Below are 25657 nucleotides of genomic sequence, written 5' to 3'. Positions count from 1 at the left end.
TTACATATATAAGGAGGAATGGTAAAATGAAGAAAGTATTTTCGGTTTTAGTAACATTAGCTTTAACTATGTCTGCAGTATTTTGGGTAGCACCAAGTGAATCTTCGGCAGGGCCAGCACCACGACTTACAGATGTACAGATAGTGGGGATCACTTCAGATGGTAATGACTTTGTTATGGAAAAACTTACGCGTTATCAACGACATGCGGAAAAACCTTTAAAAGGTGAGACTGTTCGTATTGCGATATACGAGGAAGGTACGGTAAGAAATGGATTTTTAAGAATTAAAAGTGGTGGAGAGGATATCACACATAAAACTAAAGAGTTATATAAACTAACTGATTATCTTGTAGGTAGAGATAGAATTGTTTATGGCTATATCAAATATTATGATATCCCTATGAGTTTAGTAGGTTCTGGTACAATAGAAATTACTGGTTTAGATTATGCTAGCAGTAATACTTATTCTGATTATATTTATTTTAAAATTGAAAATTAAGGAGAGTGAATACAAGAATGAATGCATCTGATGTAGCATACTTTAAGGCATATAATCAATTAACTATAGTTCCATGGGTCACTCAAATGTATGGTCATGGTGGAGTTGATAAAGCTGAAAGTTTGAATACTCATAAAGCTGAGATTGGTTTTTCAGAGTTTAAAGAAGCTGTTGAGAAAAACAAAGTAGTCAATTCAAATAAAGCGAGAGATATTTCGAAGTTTCACAATCAATTTTTACAGGATCAAATGAGATTTTCATCTAATTCACCTTATTTCAACATGCAAGTTGGGGATATCGTGAAAAAAGCTTTTAATTTGGGTTTAGTAGGTAATAATGAAACGTTGATTGCAAAATATGAAAAAAGCATCTAATTAGAGTAACAGCAAAGCCCCTGTCCGATTGGATGGGGGCTTATTTGCGTTTATCTAATACGTTTAGTTTTCGCATACTCTTCTAAGTCAGATCGCAAGTATAATCTTGTTTTACGAGCCTCTCCGAATTCAAGGAATGGTTTAATCTTTCCTAATGTAACGGATTGATTAAATCCTATCAAAGATTGACCTGTAATTTTATGACCTTCAGCTGCCATAACAAGGTTTTCCTGACACCATTTTTGATACTTTTCGTATTCTTCTTTAGTCACTTTAATCACCTCTAACTTATTATTTATTTGAGATTTGAGCAGAATAGAGAGGTTTTTGGATCACATGAAAAATGTGATAATCGTCAACAGCAGAGCAATTATAGATAGCACCATTAACAATGTGTATTTCATGCCTGCATCACCTCTTTAATTGTTGTATAATAGAGAGCAGAGGGGAGGGCTTTCGCCCTCGTCCTCCATTTCCTTTAGCCTAGGAGCGCTTTTAGGAAATTTAGGATTGCGGTGATAACATTAGTGACGGCTACTGTTATCATCGCTTTTTCTCTTCGGCGTTCTTTCATCTCACGCCTTCTCTCTATTCTACTCATTTATCATCACTTCCTTATATATTAATAACAACATGTTATTTGAGGTATGTAGAGCGGATTGCTTGATATTTTTTTGCTTTTTTTAAAATATTTTTACGTATTATTTACTATTCAAATAGAAAGAGCCCTTCTCGTGTGAGAGGGGCCTGTTGTATTGTTTAATTTACCCTGGCACTTTATTGGTGACCAGGTTTTTCTTGTTGTTGAACTCCATGTACGTATGGATGGGGGCTTTTTTCGATGTAAATAAAAAATCCCTGATAACTGTTATCAGAGATTTTTCCACATAGTTTAGATATATTAACAATTTAAAATTAATTTACATTCCACATAGTATGTGGTACACATTTAAAATAGCATGATCTACTAATTTGATCAACAGATTTATAACATACTACGTTGAATATAGGTTGTTGAAGTGTAAAGCCCTCACAATTGGGAAGCTTTTAATTTCATAAGCATTTCAGGCTAGAAGTTGTTGACGAATTGTTGACGAAATTGGTCAACAACCTTCAGTTTCAACCCAAATTAATCAGATAGCGAACACCTAAACCCTTGACACAATCACACTTCCAAGGTAATAATAAGAATTAACTTGAATAGTATATCCTTCGGGGCAGGGTGAAATTCCCTACCGGCGGTGATGAGCGGTGGCTCTTAGTCCGTGAACTGCATGCGGTTTTGTTTGTGGTTGATTCGGTGAAATTCCGAAACCGACAGTATAGTCTGGATGGGAGAAGGATGAGGCGTTTTTAAAAATTATATTTTTAGACGCTTATTTGTTTATGCCATTATGCCCCTTATTTTTTATAAATAAGGGGCTTTTGTCGATTGATGGGCTGTCAATTGATGTGTTTCATTGGACGAATTAGAAAGAGAGGAGCGATGGCTAGGGACGATGTTACGAGAACATTATATGAAAATCGCGTTGTCGCTCGCTGAAGGAGTTCGAGGTCAGACGTCGCCGAATCCACCGGTGGGAGCTGTTGTGGTGAAGGATGGCCGCGTGATTGGTATGGGTGCCCATATGAAAGCGGGAGAGGGCCATGCGGAGGTACATGCATTGGCCGCTGCTGGTGAGGAAGCAAGGGGAGCGGATTTGTATGTGACGCTTGAGCCTTGTTCTCATTACGGGAAGACACCACCTTGTGCGGATTTGACGATTGCGAAAGGTATTAAGAAAGTATATATCGCGGTCATGGATCCGAATCCGGCGGTGGCTGGAAGAGGAATTGACAGGTTGCGAGCGGCCGGGATTGAAGTAGAGACAGGCATTTGCGAGAAGGAAGCTTCGGAATTATTAGCACCATTTTTTCATTTTATTCAAACGAAAACACCATACGTCACGATGAAAACAGCCATAACAGCCGATGGCAAAACAGCTGCGTATACCGGACATAGTCGCTGGATTACGAGTGAGCAAGCAAGAGAGGATGTGCACTATATTCGTCATCAACAGGATGCGATTTTAGTTGGCATCAATACCATTTTACAAGATAACCCCATCTTAACCACCCGTCTGCCCCAGGGAGGTAAACACCCCATTCGAGTTGTATTAGATACGCATTTGCGGATTCCGCTCACCGCCAATGTTGTGAAAAATAAACAAGCGGAAACGATCGTTGTTTGTGGACAAGAGGCGCCTCAGTCAAAAGAGCTGCAATTAATTGAACAAGAGGTGAAAGTGATTCGCTTACAAACGCGTGAGATTGATATTCCACTTTTACTGAAAAAGCTAGGAGACATCGGCATCATGACGCTTCTTGTAGAAGGAGGAAGCGAGATTAATGCATCCTTTATTGAAAAAAGAGCATTTCAAAAGATGTTAATTTATGTCGCACCGAAATTGATCGGCGGGAAGCTCGCGCCAACTGCGGTTGGTGGTCAAGGATTTGCGATCATGGATGAAGCGGTTCCATTAACGTTCGAAAAAGTTGAAATTATTGGACAAGATATAAAAATAACCGCCTCGCCGAAAGAAGGAAGTGAAACGAATTGTTCACAGGGATTATAGAAGAAGTCGGAACAGTGGAAAGCGTGAAAGCAGGTGCTCAGTCACTAGAGTTAGCCATTAAAGCGAACACTGTGCTTAGAGATGTGAAGCTTGGTGATAGTATTGCTGTGAATGGTGTTTGTTTAACAGTCACGAGTTTTACTGCTACTCATTTTACCGCGGATGTCATGCCAGAGACGTTTCATGCGACGTCACTGCGTGTGTTAATGCGTGGGTCGAAAGTGAATTTAGAGCGAGCGATGGCGGCGAACGGCCGCTTCGGTGGGCATTTCGTTTCTGGTCATATTGATGGTGTCGGCACGATCGTTAGTAAAAAAAGAGTGGAAAATGCGCTTTATATTGAGATCGAATATCCTGAAGAATATTCCCACTATTTTTTACGCAAAGGCTCGGTTGCCTTGGATGGAACGTCATTAACGATTTTTGCGGTAGATGACAAAAAGCTAATGATTTCTCTTATTCCCCATACGCAGGAGGAAACGATTTTGTCAGAGAAAAATATCGGTGATCCGGTCAATATTGAGTGTGATTTATTGGCCAAATATATTGAGCGAATGCTTAATCAGAAAAAAGAAGAGAAAACCTCTACTGTTACGATGGATTTATTACAAAAGCATGGATTTGCATAATAAAAACAGGGGTGAATAGATATGTTTGCATCAATCGAAGAAGCATTAGCGGACTTGAAGCAAGGGAAAGTCGTGATCGTTGTCGATGATGAGGATCGCGAAAATGAAGGAGATTTTATCGGGTTAGCAGAGTTTGCCGATGCGGAAATGGTCAATTTTATGGCGAAAATGGGGCGCGGCTTGATTTGCGTGCCTGTGGAAGAAGAGATTGCTGAGAAGCTCGGCTTGCAAATGATGGTAACGAATAATACGGACAGCCATGGCACGGCTTTTACTGTTAGTATTGACCATAAATCGACGCATACCGGCATTAGTGCGTTTGAACGGGCGGCGACGATTCAAGAAATGTTAAAAGAGGAGGCAGTGCCAGAGGACTTCAAGCAGCCGGGTCATATTTTCCCGCTTGTTGCGAAAAAGGGGGGCGTATTAAAACGAGCAGGTCATACAGAAGCAGCTGTGGATTTGGCTCATCTTGCCGGCGTGAAGGGAGCTGGAGTGATTTGTGAAATCATGAAAGAAGATGGCTCGATGGCAAGGCTTCCGGACTTAGTGACAATGGCTGAGGAACTAGACTTAAAGCTGATTACGATTCAACATTTAATTGAGTATCGCCGCAAAAAGGAAGAGTTAATCACTCGCGAAGTAGAGATTGACTTGCCGACGGATTTTGGTCATTTTCAAGCCGTTGGTTTCACGGAGAAATTATCAGGAAAAGAGCATGTCGCCTTAGTAAAAGGTAATGTGACTGATGGCGAGCCCGTTCTCGTTCGCGTTCATTCAGAATGCTTAACAGGAGATGTGTTCGGCTCTTGCCGCTGTGATTGCGGTCCTCAGCTGGTGGCGGCACTGCGGCAAATTGAAGCTGAGGGGCGGGGGATTTTACTGTATATGCGTCAAGAAGGCCGCGGCATTGGTTTGATCAATAAATTAAAGGCGTATAAGCTGCAAGAGCAAGGCTTCGATACGGTGGAAGCAAATGAAAAATTAGGCTTTGCGGATGATTTGCGTGATTACGGCATCGGCGCCCAAATTTTACGCAATCTCGGTGTGAAGGAGATGCGTCTATTAACGAATAATCCGCGCAAAATTTCTGGATTAAAAGGATACGGACTTGAAGTTGTCGAGCGCGTACCGATCGAAATGCCACCGAAAGAAGAAAACAGGCACTATTTAGAGACGAAAATATCCAAACTAGGACATATGCTACATTTATAAAAAAGGGAGAGATTTGAGATGAGCAGAACATATGAAGGAAATTTAATTGGTACAGGGCTGAAAATTGGGATCGTTGTGGCACGTTTTAATGAATTTATTACAGGCAAGCTGTTGAGCGGAGCAGAAGATGCGCTTCGCCGTCATGGAGTCAATGAAGAGGATGTCGAAGTTGCTTGGGTGCCAGGTGCTTTTGAAATTCCGTTAATTGCGAAAAAGATGGCGGATAGTGGCAAGTATGATGCAGTGGTGACGCTCGGAACGGTTATTCGGGGCTCTACCGCTCATTTTGAATACGTGAGCAATGAAGCAACAAAAGGAGTGGCTCAAGCGGCGATGCAATCAGGTGTGCCGGTGATCTTTGGCGTATTAACGACAGATACGATCGAACAAGCGATTGAACGCGCCGGAACAAAAGCTGGTAACAAAGGCTGGGAAGCAGCGGCGACGGCGATTGAGATGGCGAATCTTGTGAAGTCGATCGAAGGATAAAAAAGAGGAAATCAAAATATTCAAAAGGGACTCGAAATGATTTCGGGCCCCTTTTGAATATTTGTTATTTTAATTTAAAATGACCAACGGATTGGTTTAACTCTTCAGCTAATTCGGCCACTGATTTAGAATTGATGACAATCTCCTCCATAACGCTAGTCGATTGCTGAATGGTGGCTGAAATTTCTTCAATTCCGGCCGAGGATTCTTCGGCTGTTGAAGCTACATTTTCTAGAGAATAATTAATATTCTCACTTTGTTTGAAAATCACGTTCAAGTTATTGGAAATATTCTGTATTTTTGTTTGCATATCCAATACAGATTGATTAATTTCCTTAAATGTTTCTCCTGTGACTTTAATCTTTCTTGCTCCTTCTGTGACTTGTGTGTGGCTATGTTGCAAAGCGGCTACTGTGTCTTTTGATTCATTCTGAACGCCTTCGACAATTTCGACAATATTCCCTATGGACCCTGATACTTCTTCAGCTAATTTACGAACTTCATCAGCTACTACAGCAAAGCCTTTTCCATGTTCTCCTGCACGAGCTGCTTCGATCGCGGCGTTTAATGCCAATAAATTCGTTTGATCAGAAATGTCTTGAATCACTTGAACGAGCTTGGAGATTTCTTTTGTTTGTAAATCTAATCCTTTTACCTTTTTAATAGATTCCATGACTTCTTGGTGAATGGTATCCATTTGTTCTTCTGATTCACTCATTAAAGTATAGCCTTTGTTTGTTAGTTCCATCACCTTGTTGGAACGATGACTAAGTTCCATTCCTTTATCGCTTGCTTCTTGAATTTGATGAGTAAAATGTTTCATGGTTTGAGAAATTTCAGTAGCAGAATTGGCTTGTTTATCGGCTCCATCGGATAGTTCGTTCATCGTGAAGCAGATTTGATGATTGCCTTCCTTCACTTCATTTGTGCTGTGTAATAGTTGGTTCGATGCGTTCACTAACTGGACCGAATTATTATTTATGCCTTGAATAATTTTCTTTAATTCATTCATCATTTGCTGAAATGATTTGGTTAAAATGCCTATTTCATCTTTTCGCTTGTGTTCAAGTACAATGGATAGGTCGCCGTTGCCTACTTGTGAAATCTGCTTAGTTAAGCTTCTTAAAGGTTTGACCAAGTAATGAGTAAATACATATACAATTATTATACTAGTTAATAGAATAATGAGAGAAAAAATAATCGTTTTGTTTTTATATGAACTCATTGAGTTATACACTTGAGTTGCATCTAGGTCTGCCCCTACTATACCAATGACTTCACCAGAATTGGTCTTTAGCGGAACAAATGTCGTCACAAGACCTCCATATTCTTCGGTGTTTGTCACTTCAATTTGTATATCCCCTGTTTCAAATGCCTTTGCAATTTGAGGGAATTTAGTGACATCTTCTTTATCACCTAATTTTGCTGCTTCCTCGTCATTTAGTGGTTTGCCATCTACCATATAAAAATAATCGTATCCATCTCCATTTTTTTCACGAGCGAGCGTATATAAATAAGTCAATCCGGTTTTTTCTCTTATATTGTTTAATTCTGTTCGCACTTCTTTATAATATTCTGTTTCTCCAGCCTCCACTGTGATTTCTTCGTTGTATTTATTGATGTCGATTTCTTCGGCTGCTTGTTTTGCGATATTTCCAGCTACAGCGCTTAACGAATCTTCCACTAAACGAACAGAAGAAATATAGCTAATATAGGAAATAATAAGACATGATAGCAACACAATAGATGAAAATATTAAGACCATTTTAAACCCTATACTTTTGCTCATTTTGTTTTCTCCTATACATAAATATGACTTAATACCTGAAACAATAATACTACATAGCAGTTTTAGAAGAAAGTTTTGTTTTTGGATAAATTACCAAAAAATATTTATTTGAAGAAATGGAGATCTAAAATAATGAATCGATAAGTTAAGTAGAAAATTCATCTATAAATAAGCTTTTATACACGATGAATGTTATTACTTTTATAGTTGACCTACACGATTCATGAATGAGCCAATCCAAGCATACACTGTGATGATTTGATTCTATGAATAAGATAAAGGAGTACCTATGTCGCAGTCAGTCTTTTTGTTTCTTCTTTATATGGATGTTTGCATCGGGGTGGCCTTTTATTCGTATGTGTTTCGGATGAGGCGCTTCATCGGCTTTCAGTTGGGAATGAATATTAGCCTGTTAATGGGAGGGATGGCGGCGATATTGTCTGGTGTGTTGTTGATTGTGCAGTATCCATTTCATTATACGCTGATTACGATCCTTTCCACATTAATAGGTGCGGCAGTAGGAGCTTTGTTTGGTTTAGTGTTTGATGATCAAACATTCATGACGGGATGGACGAATGGCATGATGATCGGGTTAATGGCGCCAATGATTGGTACGGTAGTAGAAGGAATGGATTTATTTATTTTGTTTATTCATGTGTTATTAGTGATGAGTGTATGGCTGATGTATATTTCCGTTAAAAGGTCGTGATAGCCATCGTGCTGCTTATTCTTTTCTTTCTATGGAATGTAGTAGTTTCTTGCATTGTCTATCAGATGCTAAAAAAGAAGCAGCTATTATTGGATGAACGATTTTCAATGACACTTTGTATGACCGTAGTGATGGTTTCTGCTTTTGTATTAGCTCTTCATCTTAAATTGCTGCATTCACTTCTTTCTATTTCGTCAATATTTCTTGGAACATTCATTGGTTGGTGGTTCAGCCGAGTAATGAAAGCTCCGGCAAAAGTGCTGAGTTTATATAGCGGAGCGATGGGTGCTATCATGGGCTCGATGCTCGCCGTTGTCATGCAAAACCCGGCTGTATGCAATATTCCCCTCAATGCTGAGGAAATGCTTGTTTTAAATATGTATCGGCTTGCTTTTTTTATAACCATTCTTCATACGATCACGATGTTGTTGATTCGCTATTCATTTCGGGTGTAGTCATAAGAAATGAAAGGAGAGCGGGATGCGGATATTCACAATCGGAACGTTATTTGTAATCGGTTTTCTGATCATCTTATTTTTGTGGCCGAAATCAGTTGAGTTACCGAAGCTTGGGAAGGTACAAGAGCCGGTACTGGAGGAAGTAAGAGGCAAAGAATTCAATATGAAGGGCAAGCCTTTGTTGGTTATGTTCTTTTACACGAAATGCCCTGATATTTGTCCGACGACGATGGCAGATTTAAAGGGATTGCAACAAATCATGAAAGAGAAAGGAGTGTCAGAGGATCAGTATCTCATTCTATCGATCACATTAGATCCAGACTATGATACGAAAGAACGGATATTACAGTATAAAGAGGCATTTCAAATTTCAAGCAATAATTGGTTATTTTTACGGGGATCTGAGCAAGAGACAAAAAGGTTTGCAGATCGTTTTAGTATGTTTTATGAAAAGGATGAAGCAGGCTATGTGACGCATTCAACGAGTATGTATCTCGTTGATGGCCATCAGCAAATTAGGTCGCATCATGATATGGCTGTCGGTGATCAACAGGTCAATATCGAGAAAGTGGCTGATCATCTTTTGCAATTGATGGATTCATTGTAAAAAAAGTCCCCCCGCGTATCCATCGTTAGATAGGCAGGGAGACTTTTTTATGGACGTAATTGATATGGCTCTGTATTTTCATTTAATGCACGCATCGCGTACCCGTTGTCTTGCAAATATTTAAGCAAGTTCGCTAAAGATTGAGCGGTTGCTGGCTTTTCATGCAATAAGATGATTTCACCTCTGCTTTGCGCTTTTGCAGGACTTAAATGATTAATGACATGATTGACATAGGCAGGGCTACGGAATTTCCAATCAAGACTATCAACCGTCCAATCCCACATTTTAAACCCTGCTTCGTTTACTTTTTGTTTATAGTTTGGTTTCATATGAGGAAATGACCCGTAAGGTGTTCGAATTAAATGTGTTTCATAGCCAGTAATTTCTTTAATGGCTTGTTGACCGGCTTTCATCTCAGACGCCACTGAATCAGCGCTGCGATACACTTGTTTTACATCATGTGTCACACCGTGCATCCCGATGGCATGTCCTCTTTTTACCATTTCTTGAACCGCTTGCGGATGCTTGCGGATGTTCGGTTCTAACATGAAGAAAGTAGCTTTTGCATTATATTTGTCAAGAAGATCTAGTATTTGCATAGATACATCAAAAGGCCCATCATCAAATGTTAAATAGACCGTCTTTTCTTCAGCAGGAATAACAGGAGCAGGAGCAATTTGCGGAAACTTTTGGCGTTCTTCCTCTTCTTTCTTTCTTTGGGCTTCCTCTGCCTCCCGTTTTGCTTGTTCTTTCTCTCTTTTAACTTGCTCTTGCTTCTCGATTTCTTTTTGTTCGGCTAGAGCAACCGCTTGTTTCTTCTGGATCAAATGATAGGTTGCTAAGCTAAAAGAAGTAAATAATAATACCACAATCATCATTAGTAATCGAATGTTGCCGTTCTTTCTTTTTTCTCTTGCTTTCAATGAAACTCACTCCACTTTTCGTTTTTAATGCTATGTAATGGCAAAATCTACCTCGAACAATCTAAATGACTGAAGAGATGAAGTAACTTATCGTGTCTATGTTAACATATTTTTCACTATTTAAATAGCAATCTATGGAAGATTACGAAAAAGTTATTTTTCTGATAATTAAAGTGTTGAAAAACATGATTGTTCTTCGGGAATGTCTTTGCTAAAATACAGTTTGTGGCTGTTTGCGAAGGCAAATAGCGGGTAGGGAGAGGGCGTTGTACGAGAGGTACATGTAGATGAAAAAGAATGGAGGATTTTTTCAATTAGTTGAGCACGGCACGACAATAAAAAGAGAGGTAACAGCGGGAGCGATCGGTTTCTTCACGATCATTTATATCGTAGCTGTGAATTCGCTCATTTTGTCGGAGGCCGGAGTTCCGTTTGAAGGAGCGGTCGTTGCGACTATTTTAAGTGCTGTTTTTGGCTGCATGATGATGGCCTTTTGGGCGAATGCACCGATTTTATTAGTGCCAGGCATGGGAATTAATGCGATGTTTGCCTACACGTTCGTTCAGTCTATGGGGTTAAGCTGGCAAGAAGCACTTGGAGTGGTAGTCATTTCTGGAGTGGTTTTTATGTTAGTCTCATTGACGAAAATGGCGGATTGGCTCAATGCTGCCATCCCGACTACATTAAAGGAGGCTATTTCAGTCGGACTTGGCTTGTTTTTAATGCTGATCGGGTTAGAAAAAGGCGGTATAATTGTTCGCGGCGAGAATGCTCTTGTAGCTTTAGGAGATTTGAGTGATCCGTCTGTCATCATTACGATGGTCACCTTATTGTTTGCTTTGTTTGTATTTATTAAAGGGCTGCAAGGTGGCTTTTTATGGAGCATTTTGTTCGGCACGGTGTTAACTGCCGTATGCGGATTATTGCCGGAAGTAGGGAATACATCGATGTCCTTTGCGATATATAAAGATGTGTTCGGCGCTTTTTCATTCCACCGCTGGATGGAGATTCCGTTTTGGACGGCAATCTTTTCATTAACGATGGTGCTCGTGTTTGAAAACATTGGTCTTGTTCATGGACATACTGAGTTTGCGAACCAACCTGAAAAATTTAAACGAAGTCTTCAAGCTACGGCCGCATCTACTTTCACATCGGGTCTATTCGGTACGAGTTCAACTGTCGCAACCGTTGAGTCATCAGCTGCGATTGCTACGGGCGGGCGAACAGGTTTGACATCGTTAACGACGGGTATTTTATTTCTATTGTCCATTTTTGCGATTCCTTATATGAAATGGATTCCGGACATGGCGATTGCCCCTGTTCTCATCATTATTGGCGGACTGATGGTGCAAAATATTCGCCATTTGGATTTATCGGAATTAACCGAAGCTTTTCCGGCAATCTTAATCATCGTGATGATTCCATTTACGTATAGTATCGCAGACGGTATGGCGACCGGATTTATTCTATATCCGTTGCTGAAAGTCATCACCGGTAAAGGGCGAGAAGTATCTTGGCTATTGTATGTCATTGCAGCTTTATTCTTGTTTAATTTTGTGCTGCATTATATATAAGAAGAAAGTGGTGAGAATTTTCTCGCCACTTTTTATATTTTTGTAACATTTTCTCTCTTCCATAGACCATGAGCCCCTGCATTTGGTATGCTATAAAAAAGTTTTTGTCAACGAAGGAGAGAGAGAAATGGAAATAAAAGTAACGAAATGTCATGGATCAAGCAATGATTTTTTAATAATTGATGAATGGACGTATGGCTATTCTTTTACTGAAGAAGAGAGAAGAGAATTGTCCCTTGCTTTATGTAGCCGCTCATCAAGTCTTGGTGCCGATGGAATTTTGTTTGTCATGGAAAGTGAACAAGCGGATGCGAAAATGCGAATTTTTAATTCGGATGGTTCAGAGGCATCTATGTGCGGTAATGGTCTTCGCTGTTTAGGCCGCTACGTATGTGATTTGCTTGGAAAAGATGAAATTGTTGTCGAGACGATGAAAGCGAATTTACAAGTGAATCGGGAAGAGGATTTGTATGAAAATGTTCCGACATACCGTGTAGAAATTTCTCCTGTATTGTTTGAGCTAAAGCACTTACCGATGAAGGTAGACGGCAAGAAGACATTATTAAATGAACTGGTAAGCGAATTATCCGATTCAATTCCATTCTCTGCATTGGCTGTGCCAAATCCGCACTTAATTGCAATGGTTGATCAAGCGGATTTAGCATCTGATGTACAGAAAACGATCAGTGAAAAGTTGAATGGTCCTAATGAGATTTGTCCGGATGGCGTGAATGTCAGTTTCGTTCATTTTATCGAAGAGGGAAAGATTTACGTTCGCACATTTGAGCGTGGGGTTGGGTTCACGAATGCGTGTGGCACAGCAATGTCGTCTTCTAGCTTAGTGACTTGTTTATTAGGCTTTAATCAATTTGATGAGCCGATTGATGTATATAATAATGGCGGAAAAGTCCGTTGCATTGCTCATCCGAAAGGCGGAGATGAGTTCTATATCGATTTAATCGGTAATGCAACGTACCTTTATGATGTCGAAGTGACAGTAGAACTTAATCGTCCAACGGCGTTTACGATTGGAGAGAAGCGTGATCGAAATGAGCAGGCTCAATACGAAAAGCTACGACAATCTGTGAAGGATCTGCTAAGTGAAAAAGGAATCATGTAAGGAAAAGAGGCGAGTGAGCCTCTTTTTCATTTCCAAATGAGAAAGGAGAAAAGCAAACTTGAATCAAGCAGAAAAACAGCGAACAGTGGTGTATTATGGAGTGTTAATAGCTTTATTATGCGCTTTCATATGGGGCTTTATTGAGATAGTGGCTGCATTAAAAGCGCATCAAGTAGAAGCGTTTGATTTAGCGGTGATTCATGAAGTGCAATCATGGATTAATGAAGGGCGAACACAGAAAATGATTTTTATTACCAACTTAGGTTCCGTTCGCTGGATGACAGCTGGGACCATATTGATAACGTTGATTTTACTCTTAAAAAAACGGTTTAGCTATGCTTTGTTTTTCGTACTAACGGTGGCGCTAGGTGGATGGTTTAACGGATTGTTAAAAGATCTATTTAAGCGGCAGCGCCCGGATATTTTGCGTCTAATTGAACAAGGAGGATACAGCTTTCCGAGTGGGCATTCGATGGGCTCGTTTATTTTTTACGGAGCGATTGCGTTTTTATTATTTGAATTGTTGCGTCATCGCTGGGCGAAAGTTACTGGTACAGTAGCTGCGGTTTGTCTCGTTTTTCTCATCGGGCTGACACGTATTTATTTAGGTGTGCATTATCCAAGTGATGTTACTGGTGGATTTACAGCTGGAGCAGCGTGGCTCATTTTCTGTATCGCTGTCTTTCATTACTATCAAGACCACCTGCAGCGGAGAAACGAATAATCTTTTTTTCGCGTGTTACACTAACAGCAATGGAGGTGTGCGGCAAACATGAATGTGGAAGGGTTTCTTGAAGTAGTGGGAAAAGCATGCTTAATGCTTTTAGTAGGGATTGTGCTGTTACGAATTGCTGGAAGGAAATCGGTTACCCATATGACTGTGGTTCAAACGGTGATTATGATCTCGATCGGTTCCATTATTATTCAGCCATTTATTGAACATAAGGTGTTAGGTTCGGTTACGGCAGCTTCTGTATTTATTATATTGTTGTTGTTTATGGAGTGGCTGCAACTCAAATTTAATTTCATGGAATGGCTGTTGACAGGAGTGGCTATTCCTGTTGTTCAAGACGGCCAGCTCGTAGAAAAGAATTTGCGAAAACTCCGTTATACAGTAGATCAACTGGAGACGAAACTGCGGGAACAAGGTGTCTCAAGCATTGATCATGTCAAGTGGACAACAGTGGAGCCAAATGGGAAAATCGGCTATGAACTAAAAGAAGAATATAAGCCGCTCACCAAAAAAGATTTGTATGATTTATTTCCTCATTTATTTCCTTCTCCTATCGAGAAGCCTGCTAGCCCCTTATTTAAAGAAACAGATCCACACTCTTCTCTTCCGCCTGTTCCTGAACGATTGCAATGAGCTAGGCAGTAGATGGGCGGCGAATCAAATGGGGCGTGCCTATTGAATACAATGTCAAATCCCCATCTTCTTCATATTATACTATTGTGACAAATGAATAAGGGGAGATGAGGACCTTGCATAACTACTACTACGAAGAATATCGTCAAAATCAAGCATTGCATCGTGATATTAATCGGGCGGCTAATGACGAGCACCAGGCTATTCAATATTATTCCGCTTTAGCGAACATGGCTCCAAATAACGAAATCAAGCAAATAATTTTAGGTATACGCCAAGATGAAATTCGACATTTACATGCGTTTAGCCGTAGTTATAATCGCTTAGCAGGAGGCTATCCCAATCTAACGAGCGCTGTTTTACCAAAAAATTTTCGAGAAGGTGTAATTGAAGCGTTGAAGGATGAAGGAAAAACGCCTGCTTTTTATCGTAGCATTGCCGCACGCACAACAGATGTAGCGACAAAGCGCCGATTTTTGCAGGCAGCTGAAGATGAAGCCCGCCATGAACAGTTATTTAGACAAATTGCTAGACAGACAGGTATTCGCAAATGAGGATAGGGGAAACGACGAGAGCACGTGAATCACGCATTCTCGTCGTTTTTAGGTTGGGTTATTTAGAGATAAACATTTGTGTCCAATATACTCCTTGGCTACCGCCTTTATAGTATCCAACGCCAATATGTGTAAAGCTCGAGCTGAGAATATTCGCTCGATGTCCTGAACTATTCATCCATGCATTCACGACCGCTTGCGGAGTTTGTTGTCCAGCAGCTATATTTTCTCCTGCCGCTCGGTAACTAATTCCAAAAGCTTTCATCATTTGAAACGGTGAACCGTATGTTGGACTTGTGTGCGAAAAGTAGTTTTTATTGGCCATGTCAGTGGATTTATAACGAGCAACTCGGGACAGCTGCCAATCTGTTGCTAGCGGAGCTAACCCATTCTTTTGCCGCTCGACATTCGTTAGTCTAATGACCTCTTGCTCGAAATTCTTTACATCGGTCAAGAGTGGTATTTTTAGCACCTGTTTCGGATAAATCATACTAGGAGTTTTGATTTCCGGGTTTGCGTTAATAATTTCTTGAAGGCCAATTTGGAATTTCACAGCAATCTTCCACATGCTATCACCAGGTTGAACTGTATAGGACTGATAACCACTTTGGGCATGCGAAAGACTTGGAAAGGCTATTGTGAAAGCTAACAGCATTGACAACACGACTTTTTTCATACGATCGCTATTGCTCCTTTCTTTAAAGGCTGCTCTTAGTATGCAAAACAGGGAACAAAACTATACTCATTTTAAAATATTACCCAATAACTGCTATCAAATCATACGCCTATCGCTTGACATATAGCTTATAAGGTACTACGATGTAATTAAATCGTAATCGTTACGATTTTTGTGTGAATAGAAAAAGATAAATTTGCCGAAAAATAGTCTGAAAATGCCGAAAAGATGGCTTTTAAAGCCGTTTTTTCGGCATTTTCATGAAAAAAAGCTTCTTTTTGAATATTTTATGAACTTTTCTGTTGGCACGCTGCTTGCATTTATACAGTAACTACCGTTAAGGAGGAATGAAAAATGAAAGCAGCCGTGGTCAATGAATTTAAACAACAACTAGAAGTGAAAGAGGTACCAAAACCAACATTAAATGCGGGAGAAGTTCTTGTGAAAATAGAAGCGTGCGGTGTTTGTCACACCGATTTGCATGCCGCTCATGGTGATTGGCCTGTCAAGCCGAAGCTTCCATTAATTCCTGGTCATGAAGGGGTTGGGATTGTCGAAGAAGTCGCGGATGATGTTCGCTCCGTGAAAGTGGGCGATCGAGTAGGGATTCCTTGGCTTTACTCTGCATGTGGAGAATGTGAATATTGTTTAAGTGGAAGAGAAACACTTTGCCCTGATCAACAAAATGGCGGTTATTCGGTAGATGGCGGTTATGCTGAATATTGTAAAGCCCCAGCTGCTTATGTAGCGAGAATTCCAGATGGGTTAGATCCAGTGGAAGTCGCACCGATTCTTTGTGCCGGGGTGACGACGTATAAAGCATTAAAAGTATCAGATGCCAAGCCAGGTGATTGGGTAGCGATTTTTGGTATCGGCGGACTTGGCCATATCGCCCTTCAATATGCGAAAGCAATGGGCTTCAATGTTGTAGCGGTAGATATTCAACAAGAGAAGTTAGAGTTAGCGAAGCAATTAGGGGCCGATTATACAGTGAACGGCATGGAAATAGATCCGGTGAAAGAGATTCAGCAAGCGGTTGGCGGTGTGCAGGCAGCTATTAGTGTTGCTGTGACGAGAAAAGCATTTGAACAAGCTTATCAGTCGGTCAAACGTGGCGGCAGCTTAGTTGTCGTTGGCTTACCGAATGATGAGTTGCCAATTCCAATCTTTGATACGGTCTTAAATGGTGTATCAGTGAAAGGATCGATCGTCGGTACGAGAAAAGATATGCAAGAAGCGCTTGATTTTGCAGCTCGCGGAAAAGTTCGTGCAATTATTGAATCCGCTCCATTAGATGCCATTAATGATGTATTTGATCAAATGGAAAAAGGAAAAATCAACGGCCGGATTGTATTGACAATGTAATAATTCGCGAAAGAAGATGGAAGCGTTTTAAACACTGATCACAACAAAGGGGGAAGTTCAGATGATTTATGCTCAGCCAGGACAAGTCGATGCGAAAGTAAACTTTAAGAAAAGGTATGACAACTGGATTAATGGAGAATGGACGCCTCCAGTTAATGGCGAATACTTCTCCAATGTTACCCCAGTCACAGGTGAAGCGTTTTGTGAAGTTGCTCGTTCTCAAGAAGCAGATGTAGAAAAAGCCCTAGATGCTGCTCATATAGCGAAAGAGGCTTGGGGAAAGACTTCTCCAGCAGAGCGAGCGATTATTTTAAATAAAATTGCTGACCGTATGGAAGAAAATTTAGAAATGCTCGCTGTTGCTGAAACGTGGGATAACGGAAAGGCTGTTCGTGAAACATTGAATGCCGACTTACCGCTAGCAATTGACCATTTTCGCTACTTTGCTGGAGCGATTCGTGCCCAAGAAGGCTCTTTAAGCCAAATTGATGAGAACACAGTCGCTTACCATTTCCAAGAGCCACTTGGAGTAGTCGGTCAAATTATTCCTTGGAACTTCCCGCTCTTGATGGCGGTGTGGAAGTTAGCCCCTGCTTTAGCTGCCGGTAACTGTGTTGTTCTGAAGCCAGCCGAGCAAACGCCGGCCTCGATTTTAGTGCTGATTGAGCTCATTGGCGACTTATTGCCTCCAGGTGTTGTCAATATTGTTAATGGCTTTGGGGTAGAATGCGGCAAGCCGCTCGCAACAAGCCCGCGTATTGCGAAGGTGGCTTTCACGGGTGAGACAACGACGGGCCGCTTAATTATGCAGTATGCCTCACAAAACATCATTCCTGTGACGCTTGAGCTCGGTGGAAAATCGCCAAATATTTTCTTTGAAGATGTCATGGAGAAAGATGATGCCTACTTAAATAAAGCGATTGAAGGTTTTGTGTTATTTGCCTTAAACCAAGGAGAAGTTTGTACCTGTCCATCGCGGGCGCTGATCCAAGAATCGATCTACGATCAATTTATGGAGCGAGCATTAGAACGCGTCAAGCAAATTAAGACAGGCAATCCTTTAGATACGGAAACGATGATGGGGGCTCAAGCTTCCAATGAACAAATGGAAAAAATTCTTTCCTACATTGATATCGGGAAACAAGAAGGGGCCGTTTGCTTAACAGGCGGTGAGCGAAATCAATTCACCGGCTTTGAAAGCGGCTATTATATGAAGCCAACCGTCTTTAAAGGAAATAATAAGATGCGTATTTTCCAAGAAGAAATCTTTGGTCCTGTCGTATCTGTGACGACATTTAAAGATGAAAAAGAAGCGCTGCAAATCGCCAATGATACACTATATGGACTAGGTGCTGGTGTTTGGTCAAGAAATATGAATCTCGCGTATCAAATGGGTCGCGGCATTCAAGCCGGACGTGTTTGGACGAACTGCTATCACGCTTACCCGGCTCATGCAGCATTCGGCGGCTACAAAATGTCAGGGATCGGACGTGAAAATCATTTAATGATGCTTTCACATTATCAGCAAACGAAAAACCTTCTCGTCAGTTATAGCCCGGATGCTCTTGGATTTTTCTAAGAAAAGGGGGCGTTTCTAATTGTTGAACGCGTAACCGCAACAGAAGAAGCGTTGCAATTAATTGAAACATTGAAGGAAAGACATGGTCCTTTGATGTTTCATCAGTCCGGTGGTTGCTGTGATGGCAGCTCGCCGATGTGCTATGCAGAAGGAGAATTTTTAACTGGACGAAGTGACGTCTTACTAGGAGAAATTGGCGGCTGTCCTTTTTATATGAATGCTGCTCAGTTTGACTATTGGAAGCATACGCAATTGATCATCGATGTCGTGGATGGTCAAGGAGGGATGTTTTCATTAGAAGGCCGAGAAGGGAAGCGATTTCTCACTAGATCTCGCCTGTTTACCGAAGAAGAGCGAGCCGCATTGTATCCATAATATTACCCGTGCAGAGAGCCTTCTCTGCACGGGTAATTCGCTTGAAAGAAAGGATTGCGACTCCTATCATTTCGCATTAAGATGAGAGTAATAAGCGATTTGAAAATGGAGGGATTGACTAGTGAAAGGCAAGTGGTGGATCGTCAGCATTTTCGTATTTTTTATGACTGTGAACACAGTTTATGCGAACAGCGCACCAGGTGTATCGAAAGCGAGTGGGGAGTACACAGTTACAGCTCACCAATTAAATGTTCGTTCCGGTGCTAGCATAAAATCTTCACTGCTAGGCAGTTTGCCAAAAGGAAGCACTATTCAAGTGACGGGCAAAACGGCGAACAATTGGTATCGTTTTACCTATGATAAGCAAGAAGCGTATGTAAATGGTGCCTATTTAACAAAAAAGACTAATCATCGCATTTCTCCTGCTATGATTGCTAAAACAAAAACAGCTCAACAAACCGATCAAATTGTTACGGTCGTTGGCAGTGGAAGTAAAGCTTATGTAGAATATTGGGAAAAAAATCAGTTAGGGCAGTGGACTAGTGTGTTGAAAACGACAGGACACGTCGGCAGTAAGGGTGTCGGGCAAGCCAGAGAAGGCTCGAAATTCACACCAAAAGGCGCGTATAAATTAGGTTTTGCTTTTGGACATTCCAATCCTGGAACTAAAATGCCTTTTAAACCAATCACGAAAAACTCCTATTGGATCTCCAATCCAAAAGATTCTCAATACAACACATGGCAAGAGAGAACAAAATCAAGCAAATTAGACGAACGGTTAATCAATTACCGTGTGCAATACAAATATGCGATCGTTATTAATTACAATACATATAAGCCTGTCAAAGGAGCGGGTAGTGCCTTCTTCTTACATGTCGATAACGGAGGACCGACAGCGGGGTGCGTATCCGTTTCCGAATCGCATATGCGCCAGTTCATGAGACAGCTTCATGACAATGCTTATATTATGATTGTGAATAATCAAAGTGAGATTGCGAAGTATTAAAAATGTGGTATTTGGTAATGAATGGTTTAGAAGAGTGGACATAATTACCACTAGTATAGTAATATGAACAAAAGTTAATATTTACTAATAAACAGGTGCTATATTTATTCAATATATTTATAGCTTAAAAGGGAAGTTCGGTGAAAGTCCGACACGGTTCCCGCCACTGTAAGTCAGAGCGACCTGAAACATGCCACTGTGAATAACGGGAAGGCTCAGGGAGTGCAGAAGATGAGTCAGGAGACCTGCCTGTTTCAAGAACACGAAATAACCTACGGGATATAGGGGGTGTTTACGGAAAGTGATATCGTTATGCTGACTTTGTGCATATACAATCTTTTTTGTGAGCATTTAAACTCTACCGGTTTAAATGCTCTTTTTATTTGTCAGAAGCATACATAACATTTTGTGAAGGGGGAATAAACGATCGAGCAAGTACAAACAGCTTCCAACGAAAGCAGAAAGAAACAGCTCTCCGATTATAAATCGTTACTTTTTATCTTTTTACTCATTAGCTTCCTTGTGATTTCGGTTACAATAGCGATTATGGCAGGGCCAGTATCGATTCATCCGCTTACTGTCTGGAAGATTGCTATTTCCAACATTTTTTCTTTTGAAGATATAATCACGAGAGACTGGTCACTAGCTCAAGAAAATATTATATGGAATTTACGATTTCCAAGAGTGATGCTAGGTGTGATTGTCGGAGCGGGCTTAGCGATCATTGGGACAGCTATTCAAGCGCTTGTGCGTAATTCATTAGCGGACCCGTATATATTAGGTGTCTCTTCCGGCGCATCAGTTGGTGCTACGTTAGTCATTATATTTGGGGCGTTTTCTATGTTTGGACAGTATGCATTAGTCCTGTCTGCCTTTATAGGTTCTTTACTTTCTATTATTCTCGTTTATTTTCTAGCTCAAGTGGGCGGAAAGATTTCCACTGTGAGGTTGTTATTAGCGGGGATCGCGGTTTCCATGATACTCTCTGCAATCACGAGCTTTATCGTCATATCGGCGCCGAAAGAAGAAGGAATAAGAAATGCGATGTTTTGGATGATGGGGAGTCTGGCTGGAGCTAAGTGGGAGTACATTCCCATTCCCGCACTCGTCATCTGTTTAGGATTTCTTTTTTTATGGTCTCAATATCGAGCGTTGAACATTTTGTTAATGGGAGAAGAAGCAGCTGTCACGTTAGGAGTGAATACTGAAACATTTAGAAGACTATTGATTATCGTTACTGCTTTAATGACAGGTGTGCTCGTATCTGTATGCGGTTCCATTGGATTTCTTGGATTAATGGTGCCTCATATTGTTCGCTTAATGGTAGGATCGGATCATCGAAAAGTGTTGCCGATCAGCGCTTTAATCGGGGCAATTTTCTTAGTGTGGGCAGATATATTTGCAAAACAAGTGATTGCTCCAGAAGAAATGCCCATTGGGATTGTCACAGCACTTTGTGGTGGGCCATTCTTTCTATGGATGTTAAGAAGAAGTCGTTATGCTTTTGGAGGTGAGAAATAGGGTGAACATATCTGTACAAAATATAAGCTCAAGTATTGAAAAGAAACTACTACTGCAAAATGTTCATGTAGATATTGCTTCAGGAGAGTTTGTCGGTCTAATAGGACCGAATGGAAGTGGGAAATCAACCCTTTTGAAAAATATCTATCGCGTGCTCAAGCCCGATGCGGGAATGATTACACTAGATGATGAAAATATTTTCAAGCTTTCCTCTCGAAATGTTGCGCAAAAGTTAGCGGTTGTCAGTCAAGAAACACCGTCGTTATTTGATTTTACCGTATTTGAAATTGTCTCGATGGGCCGTTCTCCACATAAAAAGTTTTTGGAGGCTGATTCAAAAAAGGATCATCAAGTGATTGATCTTTGTCTTCAAAAGGTTGGAATGACTAATTTCATCCATACACCGTTCTCTTCCTTATCAGGCGGTGAAAAACAAAGGGTGATGATCGCTCGTGCACTCGCTCAAGAAGCACAAGTTTTAGTATTAGACGAACCGACAAACCATTTAGATATTCATCATCAGCTTCAAATACTGGACCTTGTTCGCAAGCTTAATATGACGGTCTTCGCCGCTTTGCATGATTTAAATTTAGCGGCTGCTTATTGCGATCGCATCTATGTCATTGAGAATGGTGAAATCATTACATCGGGTGCACCGTCTGAAGTGTTGACAAAAGATATGCTCAAGGAGATTTTTCGAGTGGAAGCGGATATTATCGTCCATCCTTTGACGAACAACATCCATATTACCTATTTGTCGGAAGAGATGATCAAGCAATCGGAAAGAGAGGTAATTTAATGTCCATCACGACTTGCCAAGTATGCGGATTTATTTACGATGAATGGATGGGTGATACAAAAAATGGTATTCCTAAAGGGACATCTTTACATGAATTGGCCGGAAGTTTATGTAATCGATGCGGGATGCAAGGAGAAAGACATGTGAAAGGGCCAACTGCTGTTTATGAAAACATGGAAGCAGATTATTATGATCAATTGGCAGGAAAATCAGGGATCTCCTTTTATTGTGACCTCCTTACAAACGGTGATCCTCAGCAACAAGTGTTAGAAATAGGGGTTGGCACAGGAAGGATCGCCGTTGAACTTTGCCGAAAAGGGATACCGGTAACTGGCATCGATAATTGTTGTGACATGTTAAAGATTGCGGAGAAAAAAGCGAAAGCTCTACTTAAACACCAACCTCATTTACTTAAGCTAATCGAAATGGACATTCAGCAGCTGGGGCTTCATCAGACCTTTTCGCATATTATTTTGCCTGATGGCATACTTCAGCACTTTAGCCTTATGAGTGAACAAGTAGCTATTTTAAAAAGAATACATAGCCACTTAAAGCAAGACGGAATGCTAGCTGTGGACATTATCTTACCGCCAGTAAGTAAAGAGTGGACATTCCGTCACCGAAAAAAATTATTGAATCATCAAGAAATACATGTAGATATCCAAGGAGAAACCTCTTTGACAAGGCAAATGTACCGCTATGAAGCCACTTTTGAAAAGTTTGTCCAACGGCAAAGCAAAGAACGATATCGAGTGGACCGCGAGCTAAGCCTTATGCTCCCTAAAGAAGCGGCGCTTTTATTAGAGCGCCAAGGATTTGAGGTGGTGAAGATGGTGAACAACTATCAATCTCAATATTTACAAGGGTGGCGATCATCCTATTTAGAGGATTGTGTGTCTGATCCTTCATTAAAAACAAATGAAAGCTTACATGAATATGTTCATGATGACATTCGGCCGTTTAAAGAGAATGTCTGGAGCAATGGAGGATACCCATTCAGCGGGTTAATCGAGGAAAAGCATGCAGCTTCTGTTGAATATTGGACCATTATTGCTAAAAAACAAGGATAAAAAGGAGAAAAGAAAAAATGAGAAAGTTGAAGCAAAGTGTGTTTGCAAGCATTGTTGTTTTATTGTTATCTATTATGACAGCATGTAATCAATCCGCATCACCAACAGAGAAACCATCTGACAAGAATACCGAAACAACTGAGCCAATCACCATTGAAAATATGGACAGAACGATTACTTTTGAAGAAGCACCTAAGCGGGCAGTGACGTTAAATCAACACACCACAGAAATTATGCTCGCTCTTGGTTTAGAAGATTCGATGGTAGGTACTGCGTACTTAGACGATGAAATTCTGCCTGAGTATAAAGAAGCTTATGGGAAGATTAAAGTGTTATCTGACAAATACCCTAGCCAAGAAGTGTTTTTAGAGGTAGAATCAGATTTTGCGTATGCCGGTTGGCAAAGTGCATTTACAGATAAGACGTTAGGAACAGTAGAACAGCTTGAGCAATTCGGCGTTAAATCTTATTTACAACAATCTTCAAACATGTCAGGCCCTACGATGGACGATGTATTTACAGACATTTTAAACATTGGACGTATTTTTAGAGTAGAAGATAGAGCGGAAACATTAGTTCAAAACATGAAAGAAGAGATGAATGCCGTTCAAGAAAAAGTAAAAGATGTAGAAGAGCCTATTCATGTATTCGTTTATGATAGCGGGGAAAAAGAACCAACTACGGCTGGTCAAAACTTCTTAAATGAGCTCATTACATTAGCCGGGGGCTCAAATATTTTTAACGATATTGAAAAAGGCTGGGCAAGCGCATCTTGGGAAGAAGTGGTCAACCGCAACCCAGAAATTATTGTCATTGTTGACTACGGTGATACAACGATTGATCAGAAAAGAGAGTTTTTAGTAAGTCATCCTGCATTAAAGGATGTGGAAGCGATTAAAAACAAACGCTTCGTTACCCTGCCATTATCGGCGGGAGCGGAAGGAGTTAGAGGTCCGATCGCCATTGAAACGTTAGCTAAGGCTTTTTATCCGGATCAATTTTAATAGAAAGATTGAATGAATTTGGTATTGTGGATATCCTTGATATGAAAAGAGAAAATGTTGGTTTGAACGGATAAGTCTAGAGCATTTGCTAATAGAAAAAGGAGATTTTAAAATGGCAATTAATGATGAAGTTTTTGGAGAACTTGAATATGATTATATATGGTTTAAGTACACGACTATTGAGTTTTTCGGAAAAGAAGCTGAGATTGCATTAATGGTAGATGGTGAAGAAGATGGTAAATTTGATAAAGAACAATATGAATCATATACTTCATTAATGCAAAATTGGGATCACCTTCAACAAAGTTTTTTGCCACCGATTTTAGATTATTACAAACAAAAGCGACATGAACTCGGTTATGATATTGAATTTAACAAAGATTACCCTTTAATTGAAACAACTGATCAACTGCTTAAGAGGATAAGTTTAGTTGGAATTTCTATTCCGTATGCAGGGATTTTTGAAGGTCGAGCAATCGGATTAACCTTCGACTGTACATGGGACATGGAAAATGGATTAGGTCTTCGTCTTGTAAATGAAAAAGTAACCGAAGTCGGCTATCAGGATATTACGTGTTGAATATGCTTATGTTATAATTTATCACGCGTGTTGATTAACCAACTTTAGACAGACTTCTCCCGTCATGATCAAAATAGTGATACAGAAATAAGACCATCTGATCCCACCACGGCAAGGATAATGCGCCTGTCAAAAGCATGCGCTGAAAAGCCACTGATGACAGGTTTGGCTTAGAAATGGGGGATTTTGTATGTTTATATAACCAATGAAGCAGCACATAGGCAATTAATGCGGCAAAAAGTTGGTTGAACACCGCATTTTCGGTCGTGCTAAATAAAACTGGCACGTTCAAATTTTGCTTGATCCAGCGAGCTTTATGCATGTTGGCAATTTCTTCTACCGAAATGTGAAGTAAGCTGGTCACGACGCGAACTTCTCGTCCTTTGTCATCTTTAAAAGACACCACTCGATGGCGTTTTTCAGAACGAGATTAGACAGAGTCAAGCGAACAAATGATGTCGCGTGTCACGTTTGAGTCCTTTTGTGGTAAGCGTTGCAAGGATTTCTCACGAGACCATTCCACGTTTCCCTTCATTCGGATCACTAAATCTTGTCCTTCTTCGAGAAAGCGGTCGATTCGTTGAATTTAAAATAGGCAAGGTCTTCTACTAAAATAAACCGAGGGTCCACCAGATGTTCGCTGAACGGCCCATCATGTGTCAGACCAGTAGATTCAACGACTTTCAAAAGCTTCTTCAAAACTCACATGAAGCTTGATGCCTGAGCATTTGCCGTGATAAACGGCCCAAGGAAGTCGAAT

The 25657-nt window shown here is 40.5% G+C and carries 28 protein-coding genes, 1 pseudogene and 2 riboswitches; of the genes and pseudogenes, 23 read left to right on the top strand and 6 right to left on the bottom strand.

The window, feature by feature from the left end:
• Positions 1-26 precede the first annotated feature (26 nt).
• On the top strand, positions 27-500 hold the full coding sequence (locus IRB43_RS07385; protein ID WP_203362787.1) for a DUF4879 domain-containing protein: 474 nt from the start codon (positions 27-29) through the stop codon (positions 498-500).
• Positions 501-517: 17 nt separating this feature from the next.
• On the top strand, positions 518-874 hold the full coding sequence (locus tag IRB43_RS07380) for a hypothetical protein (RefSeq protein WP_203362786.1): 357 nt from the start codon (positions 518-520) through the stop codon (positions 872-874).
• A 50-nt stretch (positions 875-924) separates the two neighbouring features.
• On the opposite strand, the gene IRB43_RS07375 is transcribed toward IRB43_RS07380, so the two are convergent.
• Positions 925-1146, bottom strand: coding sequence for a hypothetical protein (locus IRB43_RS07375; RefSeq protein ID WP_203362824.1), 222 nt, complete (start codon positions 1144-1146; stop codon positions 925-927).
• 932 nt (positions 1147-2078) lie between these two features.
• Positions 2079-2221: riboswitch (FMN riboswitch) on the top strand.
• A gap of 152 nt (positions 2222-2373) precedes the next feature.
• Here IRB43_RS07375 and ribD point away from each other — a divergent pair.
• From ribD to ribH, 4 genes are read left to right on the top strand one after another with little or no spacing between them, the layout of a single operon-like run.
• On the top strand, positions 2374-3489 hold the full coding sequence (gene ribD, locus IRB43_RS07370) for a bifunctional diaminohydroxyphosphoribosylaminopyrimidine deaminase/5-amino-6-(5-phosphoribosylamino)uracil reductase RibD (RefSeq protein ID WP_203362785.1): 1116 nt from the start codon (positions 2374-2376) through the stop codon (positions 3487-3489).
• Entirely contained in the window at positions 3471-4118 is a 648-nt protein-coding gene (gene ribE / locus IRB43_RS07365) for a riboflavin synthase (RefSeq protein WP_203362784.1), read from the top strand. Before ribD ends, ribE begins: the two co-directional genes overlap by 19 nt.
• Positions 4119-4139: 21 nt before the next feature.
• A complete protein-coding gene (locus tag IRB43_RS07360; protein WP_203362783.1) occupies positions 4140-5333 on the top strand; it encodes a bifunctional 3,4-dihydroxy-2-butanone-4-phosphate synthase/GTP cyclohydrolase II in 1194 nt (397 codons plus the stop codon).
• 18 nt (positions 5334-5351) lie between these two features.
• Positions 5352-5822: a 6,7-dimethyl-8-ribityllumazine synthase gene (gene ribH, locus IRB43_RS07355; protein WP_203362782.1), complete on the top strand. Its 471-nt coding sequence runs from the start codon at positions 5352-5354 to the stop codon at positions 5820-5822.
• Positions 5823-5886: 64 nt separating this feature from the next.
• Here the strand turns inward: ribH and IRB43_RS18180 are convergent, their stop codons facing one another.
• Both IRB43_RS18180 and IRB43_RS18175 read right to left on the bottom strand, forming a co-directional pair.
• Positions 5887-6708: a methyl-accepting chemotaxis protein gene (locus tag IRB43_RS18180; RefSeq protein ID WP_481748124.1), complete on the bottom strand. Its 822-nt coding sequence runs from the start codon at positions 6706-6708 to the stop codon at positions 5887-5889.
• Positions 6709-6831: 123 nt separating this feature from the next.
• Positions 6832-7047, bottom strand: a pseudogene (locus IRB43_RS18175) (HAMP domain-containing protein); the annotation flags it as partial.
• A gap of 853 nt (positions 7048-7900) precedes the next feature.
• Between IRB43_RS18175 and IRB43_RS07345 the strand changes: the two are divergent.
• The 3 genes from IRB43_RS07345 (at position 7901) to IRB43_RS07335 (ending at position 9385) form a co-directional block, all read left to right on the top strand.
• On the top strand, positions 7901-8320 hold the full coding sequence (locus IRB43_RS07345; RefSeq protein WP_203362780.1) for a hypothetical protein: 420 nt from the start codon (positions 7901-7903) through the stop codon (positions 8318-8320).
• A gap of 65 nt (positions 8321-8385) precedes the next feature.
• On the top strand, positions 8386-8775 hold the full coding sequence (locus tag IRB43_RS07340; RefSeq protein ID WP_203362779.1) for a hypothetical protein: 390 nt from the start codon (positions 8386-8388) through the stop codon (positions 8773-8775).
• Positions 8776-8800: 25 nt separating this feature from the next.
• Positions 8801-9385, top strand: coding sequence for an SCO family protein (locus IRB43_RS07335; protein WP_203362778.1), 585 nt, complete (start codon positions 8801-8803; stop codon positions 9383-9385).
• A gap of 47 nt (positions 9386-9432) precedes the next feature.
• Here the strand turns inward: IRB43_RS07335 and IRB43_RS07330 are convergent, their stop codons facing one another.
• Entirely contained in the window at positions 9433-10308 is an 876-nt protein-coding gene (locus tag IRB43_RS07330; protein ID WP_203362777.1) for a polysaccharide deacetylase family protein, read from the bottom strand.
• A 287-nt stretch (positions 10309-10595) separates the two neighbouring features.
• Here IRB43_RS07330 and IRB43_RS07325 point away from each other — a divergent pair, with 287 nt between their 5' ends.
• The 5 genes from IRB43_RS07325 to IRB43_RS07305 all read left to right on the top strand — a co-directional run bounded on the left by IRB43_RS07325 (position 10596) and on the right by IRB43_RS07305 (position 14922).
• On the top strand, positions 10596-11882 hold the full coding sequence (locus IRB43_RS07325) for an NCS2 family permease (protein WP_203362776.1): 1287 nt from the start codon (positions 10596-10598) through the stop codon (positions 11880-11882).
• A gap of 127 nt (positions 11883-12009) precedes the next feature.
• On the top strand, positions 12010-13002 hold the full coding sequence (gene dapF / locus IRB43_RS07320) for a diaminopimelate epimerase (RefSeq protein WP_203362775.1): 993 nt from the start codon (positions 12010-12012) through the stop codon (positions 13000-13002).
• Between the two features lie 58 nt (positions 13003-13060).
• Positions 13061-13726 (top strand): phosphatase PAP2 family protein, encoded by a 666-nt coding sequence (locus IRB43_RS07315; RefSeq protein ID WP_238941870.1) that lies wholly within the window; start codon positions 13061-13063, stop codon positions 13724-13726.
• 48 nt (positions 13727-13774) lie between these two features.
• The gene (locus IRB43_RS07310; protein ID WP_203362774.1) at positions 13775-14368 is read left to right on the top strand and encodes a DUF421 domain-containing protein; all 594 of its coding nucleotides are present in this window, start codon (positions 13775-13777) and stop codon (positions 14366-14368) included.
• Positions 14369-14475: 107 nt separating this feature from the next.
• The gene (locus IRB43_RS07305) at positions 14476-14922 is read left to right on the top strand and encodes a ferritin-like domain-containing protein (RefSeq protein WP_238941869.1); all 447 of its coding nucleotides are present in this window, start codon (positions 14476-14478) and stop codon (positions 14920-14922) included.
• 58 nt (positions 14923-14980) lie between these two features.
• On the opposite strand, the gene IRB43_RS07300 is transcribed toward IRB43_RS07305, so the two are convergent.
• Entirely contained in the window at positions 14981-15598 is a 618-nt protein-coding gene (locus IRB43_RS07300) for a CAP domain-containing protein (protein WP_203362773.1), read from the bottom strand.
• Between the two features lie 354 nt (positions 15599-15952).
• Here IRB43_RS07300 and adhP point away from each other — a divergent pair, with 354 nt between their 5' ends.
• From adhP to IRB43_RS07255, 9 genes are all read left to right on the top strand, one after another.
• Positions 15953-16963 (top strand): alcohol dehydrogenase AdhP, encoded by a 1011-nt coding sequence (adhP, locus tag IRB43_RS07295; protein ID WP_203362772.1) that lies wholly within the window; start codon positions 15953-15955, stop codon positions 16961-16963.
• Between the two features lie 61 nt (positions 16964-17024).
• Entirely contained in the window at positions 17025-18542 is a 1518-nt protein-coding gene (gene adh, locus IRB43_RS07290) for an aldehyde dehydrogenase (RefSeq protein ID WP_203362771.1), read from the top strand.
• Between the two features lie 18 nt (positions 18543-18560).
• Positions 18561-18917, top strand: a complete 357-nt coding sequence (locus IRB43_RS07285) for a DUF779 domain-containing protein (RefSeq protein WP_203362821.1) — start codon at positions 18561-18563, stop codon at positions 18915-18917.
• Positions 18918-19038: 121 nt separating this feature from the next.
• Positions 19039-19923: an SH3 domain-containing protein gene (locus IRB43_RS07280; RefSeq protein WP_203362770.1), complete on the top strand. Its 885-nt coding sequence runs from the start codon at positions 19039-19041 to the stop codon at positions 19921-19923.
• A 76-nt stretch (positions 19924-19999) separates the two neighbouring features.
• A riboswitch (cobalamin riboswitch) is annotated at positions 20000-20190 on the top strand.
• A 231-nt stretch (positions 20191-20421) separates the two neighbouring features.
• Positions 20422-21444 carry a FecCD family ABC transporter permease gene (locus IRB43_RS07275; protein ID WP_343070822.1) on the top strand — a complete coding sequence of 341 codons (1023 nt, stop codon included), beginning with the start codon at positions 20422-20424 and terminating at the stop codon, positions 21442-21444.
• A gap of 1 nt (position 21445) precedes the next feature.
• Positions 21446-22243 carry an ATP-binding cassette domain-containing protein gene (locus IRB43_RS07270; RefSeq protein ID WP_203362768.1) on the top strand — a complete coding sequence of 266 codons (798 nt, stop codon included), beginning with the start codon at positions 21446-21448 and terminating at the stop codon, positions 22241-22243.
• On the top strand, positions 22243-23313 hold the full coding sequence (locus IRB43_RS07265) for a methyltransferase domain-containing protein (protein WP_203362767.1): 1071 nt from the start codon (positions 22243-22245) through the stop codon (positions 23311-23313). Before IRB43_RS07270 ends, IRB43_RS07265 begins: the two co-directional genes overlap by 1 nt.
• A 17-nt stretch (positions 23314-23330) precedes the next feature.
• Positions 23331-24317 (top strand): ABC transporter substrate-binding protein, encoded by a 987-nt coding sequence (locus IRB43_RS07260; protein WP_203362766.1) that lies wholly within the window; start codon positions 23331-23333, stop codon positions 24315-24317.
• A 112-nt stretch (positions 24318-24429) separates the two neighbouring features.
• Positions 24430-24897 carry a DUF2004 domain-containing protein gene (locus IRB43_RS07255; RefSeq protein ID WP_203362765.1) on the top strand — a complete coding sequence of 156 codons (468 nt, stop codon included), beginning with the start codon at positions 24430-24432 and terminating at the stop codon, positions 24895-24897.
• Between the two features lie 34 nt (positions 24898-24931).
• On the opposite strand, the gene IRB43_RS07250 is transcribed toward IRB43_RS07255, so the two are convergent.
• The gene (locus tag IRB43_RS07250) at positions 24932-25261 is read right to left on the bottom strand and encodes a hypothetical protein (protein WP_203362764.1); all 330 of its coding nucleotides are present in this window, start codon (positions 25259-25261) and stop codon (positions 24932-24934) included.
• Positions 25262-25657: the final 396 nt, after the last annotated feature.

The sequence above is a fragment of the Bacillus sp. REN10 genome (assembly GCF_016820555.1).
Taxonomy (GTDB): Bacteria; Bacillota; Bacilli; order Bacillales; family Domibacillaceae; genus Bacillus_CE.
Note: the sequence above shows the minus strand (reverse complement) of the source record. Positions and strands in the feature narration are given on the sequence as shown.